Here is a 13,054-nt window from a genome sequence, read left to right as displayed (position 1 = left end):
GACAGCCATTCTGACAGCCATGTGGACCCCCTAGGACCGGCGGGCCCCGGCCTGTTTGTGCAGGTCAGCGGCCTATGGCCGCTTCATTCTGGCCCGGGGTCTCTACCTTGTAAAGAAGATGTCGCGGGTTCGAATCCTGTCACCGGCTCCATCCTCCTTGGCGACGCGTCGTCGCGGGCCGCGCGCCCGGCTCGCGTGCGTCGAGTCGTCGCGAGCTGCACGCGTGGGTACGCCGAGTCGTCGCAAACTGGACGCGGTGGGATGGCGAGTCGTCGCAACCTGCACGCGTGAGTGCACCAAGTCGTCGCTAGCCACACACGCCGTCTGAACTGCGCAAATGCAACTTCTGGAGAAGCGTCGCTCGGACCCAGGAATGTCGGTGGTCCCTGGTGTCATGGACTCATGACCGAGACGACGCTGCACCCCCTGGCCGGGGTCGTCGCGCGTCTCGACGAGGATCTCGACGACGGCTTCGAGCTCGGTCTGCTGACGCTGGGCCCTGCCGAGACCGGCACGGCCCTCGTCGAGCTCGAGCGAGCCGCGAACCGCCTCGCCGCGCTGCAGTCGCGGCTCTTGGCCCACGCCAGCGAGGTGCGCGTCGAGGATCAGACGGGGGCGCCGTCGACAGCGGTGTGGTTCGCGAACGCCACCCGTGTCTCGCGGGCGGAGGCCCACCGCCGGGTGCGCACCGCGGTCGCCGCCGAGGAGCAGTACGCCGCCCTCGCCGCCGCGGGCTCCTCCGGCGCAGTCTCGCCCAGCCAGACCGAGGTGATCGCGCGGGCGCTCGACGACCTGAAGGCGGGCTCGGGCCAGGCCGAGGTCGACGCCGACGTCCTCGTCCAGGCGGAACAGGCACTGGTCGGCTTCGCAGCCAGTCACGACGCCAAGGCCCTGCGGCTCCTGGGCCGTCGGATCCTGGACATCGTGGCCCCCGCCGTGGGTGAAGCCCGGGAGGCGGAGCTGCTGGCGCAGGAGGAACGCGACGCCGCCGCGAAGATCCGGTTGACGATGCGCGAGGACGGTCAGGGCTGCGTCCACGGCCGGTTCACGGTGCCGGAGATGCACGGCGCGATGTTCGCGAAGATGCTCGACGCGATCGCGTCGCCGCGACGTCACCACCTCCGCCGCGATGAGGCTACTGACGACGCCGCCGACGCCAGTGAACGCGTGGCGGACCCGCGCCCGTCCTGGGAGCGCCGCGGCCAGGCGTTCCTCGAGCTCATCGAGCGGATGCGCGACGTCGACCTCCCCGACGCCGCCGGAGCCGGCGCGACGGTCGTCGTGACCATGCAGGTCGACACCCTCACCGGCGGCCTTGCCGCGGCGTCGCTCGACACCGGCCACCGCATCTCGCCCGGCGAAGCACGCCGCCTCGCCTGCAACGCCGACCTCGTACCGGCGGTGCTGGGTACGAGGAGCGAGGTGCTCGACCTCGGACGCGCCTCCCGGTTCCACAGCAGACCCCAGCGGATCGCGATGATCCTGCGAGACGGCGGCTGCACCGCCGAGGACTGTGACGCACCACCGCACTGGTGCGAGGCCCACCACGACGACCCCTGGTCACGCGGAGGAGGGACATCAGTGACGCGCGGCCGGTTGCTGTGCTGGCGCCACCACCGCGTCGCCCACGACCCGACGTACCTCACCGAGACACTCGGCACCGGCAAGCTCAGGTTCACCCGGCGCGTCTGATCAACCCGCGCGCCCGAACCCCCGGTTGTTGAGGTGGGTTGCTCTGGCAACCCCTCGAAACCACGCCCGGGAACCTGACGTGGTTTCGAGGGCCGCCGGGGCGGCCACCTCAACCACCGCACTGCCGCGCGGCTACCTCAACCACCGCACCGCCGGGCATGGCGTTGACCCGTCCGGACCACGATCTCGACCACCACGAGACGATCGTAGGAACGCCGCGGGAAGCAGTAACGCGGTGTCCCGGCGTCTTCCCACGCGGTCTACCGCGTGTGCAGACGCCCGGACACCGCGTTACACGGCGCCGCGCTCAGGCGCTCAGGCGCTCAGACCTCGCGGCCCCTCAGGCGCTCAGCGTCGGGTAGTCGGTGTAGCCGCGGGCGCCGCCGGCGTAGAACGTCGACGCGTCGGGCTCGTTCTCCGGGTGCTCGTGGCGCCAGCGCTCGACGAGGTCGGGGTTGGCGATGGCCGGGCGGCCGACGGCGACGACCTCGGCGTGGGCGGCCTCGACGAGCTCGAGCGCCTCGGCGCGGGTGGTGACGGTCCCGAAGCCGCTGTTGGCCATCAGCGGGCCGTCGAAGCGGCGGCGCAGCTCCTGCACGAGGTCGCCCGCGGGCTCGCGGTGCAGCACCGACAGGTAGGCCAGGCCGAGCGGGCGCAGCTGGTCGAGCAGCGCGCCGTACGTCGCGAGCACGTCGTCGCGGTCGGGCTCGAGGGCGTCCTGGATGCCGTGCTCGGGCGAGATCCGCAGCCCGACGCGACCGGCACCGACGGCCTCGGCGACGGCGGTGACCACCTCGACGACGAAGCGGGCGCGGTTCTCGGGGCTGCCGCCGTACTGGTCGTCGCGGACGTTCGCCGCGGGCGAGAGGAACTCGTGCAGCAGGTAGCCGTTGGCCCCGTGCACCTCGACGCCGTCGAGGCCGGCGGCCACGGCGCGGCGGGCGGCGGCCACGAAGTCGTCGCGCACCTCGTGGGCCTCGGCGACGGTGAGGGCGTGCGGCACCGGGTACGGCTGCTTGCCGTTCTCGGTGTGCACCGAGCCCTGGATCGCGATCGCGCTGGGCGCCTCCACGCGACGGCCGCCGTTGACGTCAGGGTGGGTGACGCGCCCGCCGTGCATCACCTGCATGACGATCTGCCCGCCGCGCTCGTGCACCGCGTCGGCGACACGAGCCCAGCCCGCCTGCTGCTCGTCGGTGACGATGCCGGGCTGGCCGACGAACGCCTGCGACGCGGGACGGGGGTAGGTGCCCTCGGTGACGACCAGGCCGAGGCCCGCGCGCTGGGCGTAGTGCTCGACCAGCAGGTCCCCGGGCACGCCGGACGCACCGGCACGCATGCGGGTCAGGGGCGCGAGGGCCACGCGGTTGGCGAGCCGCAGCTCGCCGAGGGCGACGGGGGTGAAGAGGTCCACGAGGGGCTGGAACGGCCGGGCGCCCCGGCCGCATTCCGGTCCGCGCTCGACTGCGGTGCGCGTCACACCCCCCGCTCGACCGACCCAGCGACCCACGCCCCCGCCGGCGCGCCTGGCGTAGGGTCGCCCGCGGAGGTCCTGCCATGGCACTGCGCATCGTCGCGAACCGGCCCGATCCGGCGCTCGTCACCCTGCCGTGGTCCACCCCGCTGGAGGAGTGGACCGAGCACGTCGTCCCGCTCCCGCGCGGCCTCTCGCGCCACGTCGTGCGCATCGTGCAGCTGCCGGGCCGCGGCGGCCGCCCGCCCGCGACGTACGCGGTGAAGGAGACCCAGGAGCCCCTCGCCTTCCGCGAGCACCGCCTGCTGCGCGACCTGCGCCGCGCCGGCCTGCCGTCGGTGACGCCCGAGGCCGTGGTCACCGGCCGCACGGCCGCCGACGGTGAGCCGCTGCCGGCGGCCCTGCTGACGCGCCACCTCCGCTTCTCGCTGCCCTACCGCAGCCTCTTCTCCCACGGCGCCAGCACCGACGACGTCCCCTCGCTCGTCGACGCCCTCGTCGTGCTCCTCGTGCGGCTGCACCTGCAGGAGTTCTACTGGGGCGACGTCTCGCTCTCCAACGTGCTCTTCCGCCGCGACGCGGGCGGGTTCGCGGCGTACCTGGTGGACGCCGAGACCGGCGAGTGGCGCTCCCCGCTGTCCCCCCGCCTGCGGGAGTACGACGTGGAGGTGGGCTGCCAGAACGTCTTCGCCGAGCTCATGGACCTCCAGGCCGCCGGCTCGCTGTCCGCCAACTTCGAGCCGCGCAGCGTCGTGACGATGCTGCAGGAGCGCTACGACGCGTTGTGGAACGAGCTGACCGGCGAGGAGGAGTTCGGCACCGAGGAGATGTGGCGCATCGAGCAGCGCGTCGAGCGCCTCAACGCCCTCGGGTTCGACGTGGAGGAGCTCGACATCGTCACCGACTACGACGGCGACCGGGTGCGCATCCAGCCGCGCGTCGTCGAGGCCGGCCACCACCGCCGCGAGCTGCAGGCCCTCACCGGCCTCTCCGTCGAGGACGCCCAGGCCCGCCGCCTGCTCAACGACATCGCGGCCTTCACGGCCCACTTCGGCCTCGGCGGCACCGACCGCAGCCTCGTGGCCCACAAGTGGCTCAACGACGTCTACGAGCCGCTCGTCGCGATGATCCCGCCCGACGTCCGCGGCCGGCTCGAGCCGGCCGAGGTGTTCCACGAGGTGCTGGAGCACCGGTGGTACCTCTCCGAGCAGGCCGGCCACGAGGTCGACATCTTCGCGACCGCCCGCGACTACATCGACACCGTGCTCACCGGGCGGCCCGAGGAGGCCGTCGCCGCGACGGAAACCGGGTCGAGCGAGGCCGTCGGCGCCCCGTAGGTTGCCCGCATGACCCTCGACGTGCGTCGCCTCGGTCCCGACGACCCGGAGGCGGTGACCGCCGCCTCCCGCGCCCTGGGCGCCGAGGCGTTCGGCACGATGCCGCCCGGCGCGACCCCGCCGCCGATGCCCGCCCCCGGCAGCTGGCCCGACGGCGTCGGCATGTGGGCGACCTTCGACGCGGCCGACCCGGACCCGGCCGACGGCAGCCCGCGCATGGTGGCGCGGGTGCGCACCCACGACTACACGTCCTGGTGGGGCGGCGCCGCCGTGCCGACCTGCGGTCTCGCGGGCGTCGTCGTCGCGGCCGAGCACCGGGGCTGCGGGCACCTCGCCGAGCTCCTGCGCCGCTCGCTGGGCGAGGCGGCCGCCGCCGGGGCCGCGGTCAGCACGCTGTTCCCGACCGCGCCGGGCATCTACCGCGGGTTCGGCTACGAGCTCGCCACCTCCTTCGACACCGTCGAGCTGCCCGCCGCCGAGCTCGCCGGGGTCCGCCCTGCGCCGTCGGTCACGGTGCGCCGCGCCCGCCCGGGCGACCTGCCGGCCCTCACCGCGGCGTACGACGCGTGGGCGTCGCAGCAGAACGGCCCGCTGACCCGCCGCGGCCCGCTCTTCGCCGAGGAGACCCTGCTCGACGACGTCACCGGCGTGAGCCTGGTGGAGACCGACGGCCCGGACGGCCCGCGCGTCGTCGGGTACGCCGCATGGCAGCGCGGCACCGGCTACGGCGCCGACCGGGTGCTCGAGGTCGAGGACCTCGTCGCGCTCACCCCCGACGCCGCGCGGGCGCTGTGGCGGCTGATCGGCTCGTTCTCGTCGGTCACGGGCCGCGTGCGGCTGCACACCTCGGACCCCGACACGGCGCGGCTCGTGCTGCCCTCGCTGGCCTGGCAGCGGGTCGAGAGCCACCCCTACATGCTGCGCCTGCTCGACGTGCCCGGCGCGCTCGTGCCCCGCACGTTCGCCGTCGACGGCGAGGCCACCTTCGCCGTCACGGGCGACCGCCTCGGCCTCGTCGACGGGACCTGGCGGCTGCGCGTGGCCGACGGCGTCGCGGAGGTCGAGGCGACCACGTCCACGACCGCGCCCGTGCTCACGGTCGCCGGCCTCTCCCTGCTGTACGCCGGCGCGCAGGGCCCTGCGAACCTGCGGGTCGCCGGCCACCTCGAGGGCCCGACGACGCACGACGCGCTGCTCGCCGCCTGGTTCGGCGGGCGGCAGGTGCACGTGCGCGACTACTTCTGAGCCGCGCCGCGTCGCACCCGGTCGGGCCCGGGCTCAGCCGGTGGCGCCGTCGTCCGTGGGCCCGGCCGTGTCCTCCGGGGCCGCGGGCTGCTCGGGGACCTCGGTCGGGACGTCCGTCGGCTCGCCGTCGGCGCCGGTCGTGGTCGGCGCGTAGTCGAGCTCGACGTACTCCCCCACGTCGAAGCGGCCGTTGGTCTGCAGCACCACCCACTGCAGTCCCACGGGGCGGCCGTCGCGGTAGGTGAGGAGGGTGGTCTCCGCGGGCCGGCGGGGCTTGCTGCCGACCGCGATCGCGTACGCCGCACCCCCCGTCGTACCGCTCGTGTAGGTGTAGCCCACCTCGCCGTTGGCGCCCTCGACCGCGGTGGGGCCGGAGCGGACGTGGATGTGCCCGCCCACCACCAGGTCGACGCAGCCCTGCGCCAGGGCGTCGCGGCCGAGCGCGGCGTCGTGCACCAGCAGGGTCGCGACGCGCTCGTCGGCCTCGCAGGCCGCCTCGGTGACGAGGTCGCGCACCTCGCCGAAGCTCAGCCCGGTCTCGTCGCGCCAGTTGCCGAGGCCGCTCGAGCGCGGGTCGTCGACGCCCAGCAGCGTCGCCCCGCCGGGGCCCTCGACGACCTCCCCGTCGACCGGGCGCTCCCACCCGGCGTCGGCGAGGTAGTCCCCGACGAAGTCGCCGTTGTCGTGGTTGCCCGTGATCGAGTAGCGCTCCAGGTCGCCGAACGCCGACTGCAGCGAGTCGAGGCTGAACGCCTCCCACGGCTGGCCCGTCGAGGTGTCGTCGCCGGCGTCGAAGACGGCCGTGGCGCCGCCGGCGTCCGCGATCGCCCGCGCCACGGGGTCCATGCCGATGTTGTCGTGGCGGTCGGAGACGAGCACGACGACGGTCTCGTCCTCCTCCGGCTGCCGCACCTCGAGCTCCGCGGCCTCCTCCGCCGCGGCGGAGTAGAACTCCAGCGAGGTGTCGTAGGTGGAGATCGCGCTCTCCACGAGGCGCCGGGTCTGCGCGGTCACGACGTCCTGGCGGATCTCGACCGCCTGCGCCTCGGCGGGCAGCGGCACGGCGTCGCCGAGGAAGTCGCCGAGGCCCTGCCAGGTGTCCTCCTCCTGGGCCTGCGCGGTCGTCGCGGCGTCGGGGTCCCACGGCTGCACGAGGAGCACGACCGCGGTCGCGCCCGCGGCCACGACCGCCACGCCCCGCCAGCTCGCGACGCCCCGCAGCAGCTGGCGCCGCCGCACCGGGCCCAGCAGCAGCCACAGGGCGACCGGCACGGCGCCCACCACCGCGCCGCGCAGGGCGGCCGAGAGCGCCATGTCGGTGACGAGGCCCGTCACCTTCTCCACCTGGCCCTCCGGCTGGGAGGCGATGAAGGCGTAGCGCTGCACCAGCTCGTCGGTCGAGGTCACCTCGGTCTTGCCGAGCTCGAGGTCGACGCCGACCCGGCTGTCGAGGGGGACCCGCACGTCCGGCAGCAGCGCGCCCGGGCGGATGACGGCGTACGGGTCGAAGGTCGGGCGCACGACGGCGTCGTGGCCCGCGACCACGGTCTCGCGGCTGCTCCCCAGGAACAGGACGACGGCGACCACCGCGGCGACCACCGCCCACGTGGCGACGGCCAGCGCCACCGCCACGACGGCCCCGGGCCGCCGCCACCAGCGTCGCCGGGGGGACGCGGCCACGCTCACGGTCACGCCGAGGCCCGCGCCTGGCTCACCGCGTAGAGGGCCACCGAGGCCGCGACACCGGCGTTGAGCGACTCCAGGTCGCCCGCCATCGGGATCGACACCAGCTGGTCGCAGTGCTCCTTGACGAGCCGCGAGAGGCCCGCGCCCTCGGAGCCGACGACGACCACCAGCGGGCCGTCGCCCAGCTCGAGGTCGGGCAGGGAGACGTCGCCGTCCGCGGCCAGGCCGACGATCATCAGGCCCGCGTCGGCGTACGCCTTCAGCTGCCGGTTGAGGTTGACCGTCTGCGCCACCGGGATGCGGGCCGCCGCACCGGCCGACGTCTTCCACGCCGAGGCCGTCATGCCCGCGGCGCGGCGCTCGGGGATGAGCACGCCGTGGGCGCCGAAGCCCGACGCGGAGCGGATGACCGCGCCCAGGTTGCGCGGGTCGGTGACGGAGTCGAGGGCCACGATCAGCGGCGGCTCCCCCATCTCGTCGGCACGGTCGAGCAGGTCGTCGGGGTGGGCGTACTCGTACGACGGGATCCGCGCCGCCATGCCCTGGTGGACCGCCCCGCCGGTGAGCCGGTCGAGCTCGGTGCGCGAGACCTCGGCGATGGCCATCCCGCGGTCGGCGGCGAGCCCGAACGCCTCGCGGAGCCGACCGTCGCGCTCTGCGCCCTCGGCGACGTAGAGGGCCGTGGCGGGCACGCCCTCGCGCAGCGCCTCGACCACCGAGTTGCGCCCGGCGATCCACTCGGCGTCGCTGCTGCCGCGGCGCCGCTGCGCCGGACGACCCGGGCTCGACGAGCGCTGCGCGGCGTTCTTCGCCTTGTGCGCCTTGTGGTAGGGGCGGTCCTCCGCCCGGGGCGTCGGGCCCTTGCCCTCGAGCCCGCGGCGCACGCGCCCGCCGGACCCCGCCGTGGGGTTGCCCTTGCCCGTCTTCTTGATCGCGCCCTTGCGCTGCGAGTTGCCCGCCATGTCAGCCCTCCCGGCCGTCGGTCGTGCTGTCGGTGCTTGCCGCGAGCGCCCACGTGGCGCCGTCCGGCCTGTCGGTGACCTCGATGCCGGCGGCGGCGATCCGGTCGCGGATCGCGTCCGCCGTGGCGAAGTCCTTCGCCGCACGGGCGGCGGCACGCTGCTCGAGCAGGGCGCCGACAAGCACGTCCAGCGCGCTCGTCAGCCCGGCGTCGGCCGCGGCGCGCGGCCACACGTCGTCGGCGGGATCGAGCCCCAGGACGCCCAGCATCGCCCGCACGGCGACGGCGTGGCGCAGGGCCGCGTCGCGGTCCCCGTCGGCCAGCGCCCGGTTGCCCTCGCGCACGACGTCGTGGAGCACACCCACGGCCGTCGAGGTGCCGAGGTCGTCGTCCATCGCCGCCGTGAACGCCGCGGGCAGCGCGGCCAGCAGGTCCTGGCCCGGGTCGGTCGACCCGACCGCCGCGGCGCGCTCGAGGAAGCCCTCGACCCGGCCGAACCCGGCGGCGGCCTCCGCGAGCGCCTCGAAGCTGAACTCGACGTGCGAGCGGTAGTGCGCGGCCACGAGGTAGTAGCGCAGGTCGATGCCGCGGAAGCGCTCGAGGATCGCGGGGATCGACAGCGTGTTGCCCAGCGACTTGCTCATCTTCTCGCCGGCGGTGGTGATCCACGCGTTGTGCATCCAGTACGACGCGAACGGGTGCCCCGCCGCGCGCGACTGGGCCTGCTCGTTCTCGTGGTGGGGGAAGCGCAGGTCGAAGCCGCCGCCGTGGATGTCGAAGGCCTCGCCGAGGTACTTGCCGGCCATCGCCGAGCACTCGACGTGCCACCCCGGGCGGCCGCGTCCCCACGGCGAGGGCCACGACGCGGTGGCGGGCTCGTCGGGCTTGTGGCCCTTCCAGAGCGCGAAGTCGCGGGGGTCGCGCTTGCCGCGCGGGTCCGCGTCGGCCGCCGCCTCCATGTCGTCGACGCGCTGGCGGGTCAGCTCGCCGTACGCCGGCCAGGAGCGGACGTCGAAGTAGACGTCACCGGAGCCGTCGTCGGCGGCGTAGGCGTGGCCGCGCTCGACCAGCAGCGCGATGAGCTCGAGCATCTCGGGCACGTGGCCCGTGGCCGCCGGCTCGTACGTCGGGGGCGCGACGTTGAGGGCGGCGTACGCGGCGCTCAGCTCGCGGTGCATCGCCTGGGCGTGCGCGTACCAGGGTCGACCGGCGGCCTGCGCCTTGGCCAGGATCTTGTCGTCGACGTCGGTCACGTTGCGGATGAACGTCACCTCGAGGCCGCGTGCGGTGAGCCAGCGGCGCAGGACGTCGAAGTTCACCCCGGAGCGCACGTGGCCCACGTGGGGCTCGGACTGCACGGTCAGCCCGCACACGTAGACACCGACGCGACCCTCGACCAGGGGCACGAAGTCACGGACCTCGCGGGCAGCGGTGTCGTACAGCCTCAGCGTCACCCGCACGATTCTAGGTGCGACGCGGGGCTGCGCCGACTCCGCGCCACGCGCGACCCCACGGGCCCCACGCGTCACGACGACCTCATGCGTATCGGCTGACACGACGGCGGGGCCGTCGTACCCTCGAGCGGTGGACCAGCCCACCTCCTCCCCGGCCTCTCCCGCGTCGACCCCTGCGTCGACCCCTGCGTCGGCCCCCGCGCCGACCGCCGCGTCGACCCCCGCCGCCGCCCTGCACCGCCGCACCCTGCTGCGCGCGCCCGCCGTGGTGGCCGGCGGCGCGGCCGCCGCGACCCTGGTCGGCACGGCCTCGCCGGCCGAGGCCGCCGCGGGCGACCGCCTCGTGATGTACCGCAACTGGGAGGGCCCCCGCCTCCTGCGGCAGGGCGCCCTGGACCGGGTCGTCATCGACTCCGCGGGCCGCCTCGCGCTGGCCGCGAGCCCCCGCCTCACCACGACGCTCAACGGCCGCGCGTACGTCGGCGGCGCCTGGCACTCCCCGTGGATCACCGAGTCCTTCGGCTTCACCGAGCTCGTGCCCTCCTGGAAGGCCGAGACGCCCGGCGACAGCTTCGTGCTCGTCGAGGTGCGCGGTCGCGACGCGTCGGGCCGCCTGTCGAGCTGGGACACGCTCGCCCGCTGGGCCACCGGCGACTCCAAGGTGCGGCGCACCTCCTTCACCAGCCAGAGCGACGACATGGCCTCCATGGCGGTCGACACGTGGAGGGCGAACAGCGCCACCGGCCTGCGCGGCTTCCAGCTGCGGGTGAGCCTCTACCGGCTGCGTGGGGCCACGACGGCCAGCCCCACCGTCACCGCCATCGGCGCGATGACGTCGCGGCTGCCCTCGACGTGGCGCGCCTCCGCCCCGCTGGGGATCGCGCGCACCCTGCCCGTGCCGCAGTTCTCGCAGATGATCCACAGCGGCCACTACCCGTCGTACGGCAACGGCGGGGAGGCGTGGTGCTCCCCCACCTCGGTGTCGATGGTGCTGCACTACTACCGCGCCCTGCCGTCCTCGAGCGCCTACTCCTGGGTGCCCGCCGGCCACACCGACCCGTGGGTCGACCACGCGGCGCGGATGGTCTACGACGCGGAGTACCGCGGCTGTGGCAACTGGCCGTTCAACACCGCCTACGCCAACCAGCGCGTCGCCTCTGCCTTCGTGACCCGCCTCCGCAGCCTCCGCGAGGCCGAGGAGTTCATCGCCTACGGCATCCCGCTGGTCGCGTCGATCTCCTTCGCCCGCGGCGAGCTGGACGGCTCCCCCATCGGGGCGACGAACGGCCACCTGCTCGTCATCGCCGGCTTCACGCCCGAGGGCGACGTCGTCGTCAACGACCCGGCGGCGCCGCGCAACTCGTCCGTGCGCCGCGTCTACCAGCGGGCGCAGTTCGAGCGGGCCTGGCTGCCGCGCTCGGGCGGGCTCGTCTACGTCATCCGCGACGCGGCGACGCAGCTGCCGCCCCGGGGCACCCGCCGCAACTGGTGAGCCGGGTCGTCACGCCTCGGGCGCGACGACCTCGAGGGTGACCTCGTGCAGGCCGGTCGCGCCGGCCCCGTCGTCGGCGACGACCCCCTCCTGCACGCCGCCGAGGCGGTCCCGCACGCGCACGTGCACCCGGTGGCTGCCCGCCTCCAGCTCGACGGCGGCGCGCCACTGCGCCCACGCGTCGTCGAGACGTACGTCGCCCAGCACCGCCCGCTGCCAGTCACCGCCGTCGACCGCGACCTCGACGGCCTCCACGCCGGCGGGCGGGGCCCAGGCCGTGCCGGCCACGTCGACCACGCCGGGCGGCACCTCGGCGCCGTCGCTGGGCACCTCGATGCGCGACGCCAGCCGCACGGGCGCCGTCAGCGGCCGGTCGGCGTCCCACGAGGGCTCGAGCACCTCGAGCCGCGTCACCTCCCAGTCGACGACCCACTTGCAGGCCGCCACCCCGCCGTACAGCCCCGGGACGAGGGTGCGCACCGGGAAGCCGTGGTCCAGCGGCAGCGGCTCGCCGTTCATGCCGAACGCGAGCAGCGCGGAGCGGCCGGGGTCGCCGAGCACCTGGGTCGGCGTGACGCAGCGCCAGCCGTCGGCGCCCGTCTGCACGACGGCGTCGGCGCCGGGCAGCACGCCGGCGCGCTCGAGCAGCGCGCTCGTGGGCACGCCGCTCCACCAGGCGTTGCCGACCCGGGTGCCGCCGACCTCGTTCGTCAGCCCGACGAGCGTCGTCCACTGCTCCCGGGTGGTCATGGCGATGAGCTCGGCGAAGTCGACGACGACCTCGCGCTCGACCTCGCCGTGGATGCGCAGCGCCCAGTCCTCCGCCGGGGTGGTCGGCACGACGATGGCCGAGTCGACGCGGTAGAAGTCCTCGTTCGGCGTCTGCCACGGAACGACACCCAGCACCCCGACGCCGGCGCCCGCCGGCACCCGGGGCTCCGTGACCATCGTCAGGCGCAGCAGCCGGCGGCCCTCCTCGACCGCGCGCCGCCCCCGTCCGACCACCTCGCCCGTGACGGCCAGGACGACGCCGACCACCGCGACCGCGCCCGCCGCCGCGAGGAAACCGCGCCGCCCGGTGAGCGCGGCGACCCGGTGCCCCGTCGGTCCGCCCGGGACGGCGGCGCCGTCGGGGGCGGCGTCGGGGGCGGCGGCGGGGACGCCGTCGGGGGCGCCGTCGGGGGCGGCGGCGGGGGCGCTGTCCGTCGGGTCGCCCTGGCGGCGCAGGACCGTCGCCAGGCCGAGCAGCGTCGCGCCGTAGCCGAGCACGCCCGCGGCGACCGGCAGCAGGTCCACGAGCCCGGCGCCGGGTCGCACCAGGGTCAGCGCGGCGCCCACCACGCCCACGCCGGCCGCGACCACGGCGGGGCGGCGCCAGCCGCGCGCGGCGGCGAGGCCCGAGGCGAGCGCGAGGCCGGCCACGACGAGGGCGACGAGCAGGGTGAGCAGCGGGCCGGTCGCGAGGGCGACGAGGTCGATGCCGTTGTGCACGACGAACTCCGCCGGCAGCAGCCGCTGCACCGCCTCACGCACCCCGGGCAGGGGTCCGGTGTGCAGGGTGAGCGCGCCGGCGGCGAGCTCGCTGACGCCGAACCCGAGGAGGGCCGCGACGAGGCCGGAACCGGCCCACGCGACGCGGGTGCGCTCCTCCACGCCCGTCCTCCTCTCGGCCCCGACCGTCCGGCATGATGCCCGACGTGACCGTATCCGGCG

Annotated in this window: 9 protein-coding genes; 4 read left to right on the top strand and 5 right to left on the bottom strand. The window is 75.2% G+C overall.

The window, feature by feature from the left end:
- Positions 1–402 precede the first annotated feature (402 nt).
- The gene (locus INN71_RS02490) at positions 403–1,692 is read left to right on the top strand and encodes an HNH endonuclease signature motif containing protein (protein WP_277500845.1); all 1,290 of its coding nucleotides are present in this window, start codon (positions 403–405) and stop codon (positions 1,690–1,692) included.
- 340 nt (positions 1,693–2,032) lie between these two features.
- Here INN71_RS02490 and INN71_RS02485 read toward each other — a convergent pair whose 3' ends face one another.
- Positions 2,033–3,106: an alkene reductase gene (locus tag INN71_RS02485; RefSeq protein WP_301799402.1), complete on the bottom strand. Its 1,074-nt coding sequence runs from the start codon at positions 3,104–3,106 to the stop codon at positions 2,033–2,035.
- Positions 3,107–3,249: 143 nt separating this feature from the next.
- Between INN71_RS02485 and INN71_RS02480 the strand changes: the two genes are divergently transcribed.
- Positions 3,250–4,503 (top strand): DUF4032 domain-containing protein, encoded by a 1,254-nt coding sequence (locus INN71_RS02480; protein ID WP_301799401.1) that lies wholly within the window; start codon positions 3,250–3,252, stop codon positions 4,501–4,503.
- A 9-nt stretch (positions 4,504–4,512) separates the two neighbouring features.
- The gene (gene eis, locus INN71_RS02475) at positions 4,513–5,748 is read left to right on the top strand and encodes an enhanced intracellular survival protein Eis (RefSeq protein ID WP_301799400.1); all 1,236 of its coding nucleotides are present in this window, start codon (positions 4,513–4,515) and stop codon (positions 5,746–5,748) included.
- Positions 5,749–5,781: 33 nt separating this feature from the next.
- Here eis and INN71_RS02470 read toward each other — a convergent pair whose 3' ends face one another.
- The 3 genes from INN71_RS02470 to cysS are packed head-to-tail and all read right to left on the bottom strand — an operon-like array spanning position 5,782 to position 9,849.
- Positions 5,782–7,440: a metallophosphoesterase gene (locus INN71_RS02470; protein WP_277500849.1), complete on the bottom strand. Its 1,659-nt coding sequence runs from the start codon at positions 7,438–7,440 to the stop codon at positions 5,782–5,784.
- Positions 7,437–8,396 carry a 23S rRNA (guanosine(2251)-2'-O)-methyltransferase RlmB gene (gene rlmB / locus INN71_RS02465; protein ID WP_277500850.1) on the bottom strand — a complete coding sequence of 320 codons (960 nt, stop codon included), beginning with the start codon at positions 8,394–8,396 and terminating at the stop codon, positions 7,437–7,439. Before rlmB ends, INN71_RS02470 begins: the two co-directional genes overlap by 4 nt.
- Before the next feature lies 1 nt (position 8,397).
- Positions 8,398–9,849: a cysteine--tRNA ligase gene (gene cysS / locus INN71_RS02460; RefSeq protein WP_277500851.1), complete on the bottom strand. Its 1,452-nt coding sequence runs from the start codon at positions 9,847–9,849 to the stop codon at positions 8,398–8,400.
- Between the two features lie 130 nt (positions 9,850–9,979).
- Here cysS and INN71_RS02455 point away from each other — a divergent pair, with 130 nt between their 5' ends.
- Complete coding sequence (locus INN71_RS02455; protein WP_277500852.1) at positions 9,980–11,341, top strand: peptidase C39 family protein; 1,362 nt, start codon at positions 9,980–9,982, stop codon at positions 11,339–11,341.
- A 9-nt stretch (positions 11,342–11,350) separates the two neighbouring features.
- Here INN71_RS02455 and INN71_RS02450 read toward each other — a convergent pair whose 3' ends face one another.
- Entirely contained in the window at positions 11,351–12,994 is a 1,644-nt protein-coding gene (locus INN71_RS02450) for a molybdopterin-dependent oxidoreductase (protein WP_301799399.1), read from the bottom strand.
- Positions 12,995–13,054 lie beyond the last annotated feature (60 nt).

The sequence above is a fragment of the Nocardioides sp. ChNu-153 genome, from assembly GCF_030466625.1.
Lineage (GTDB): Bacteria > Actinomycetota > Actinomycetes > Propionibacteriales > Nocardioidaceae > Nocardioides.
The sequence above is the reverse complement of the archived record's forward strand: the minus strand, read 5'-3'. Positions and strand labels throughout refer to the sequence as shown.

Excerpts from the sequence above, each read along its gene's own strand:
- rlmB (WP_277500850.1), bottom strand. The coding sequence starts at position 8,396 with ATGGCGGGCAACTCGCAGCGCAAGGGCGCGATCAAGAAGACGGGCAAG.
- eis (WP_301799400.1), top strand. The coding sequence starts at position 4,513 with ATGACCCTCGACGTGCGTCGCCTCGGTCCCGACGACCCGGAGGCGGTG.
- INN71_RS02490 (WP_277500845.1), top strand. The coding sequence starts at position 403 with ATGACCGAGACGACGCTGCACCCCCTGGCCGGGGTCGTCGCGCGTCTC.
- INN71_RS02480 (WP_301799401.1), top strand. The coding sequence starts at position 3,250 with ATGGCACTGCGCATCGTCGCGAACCGGCCCGATCCGGCGCTCGTCACC.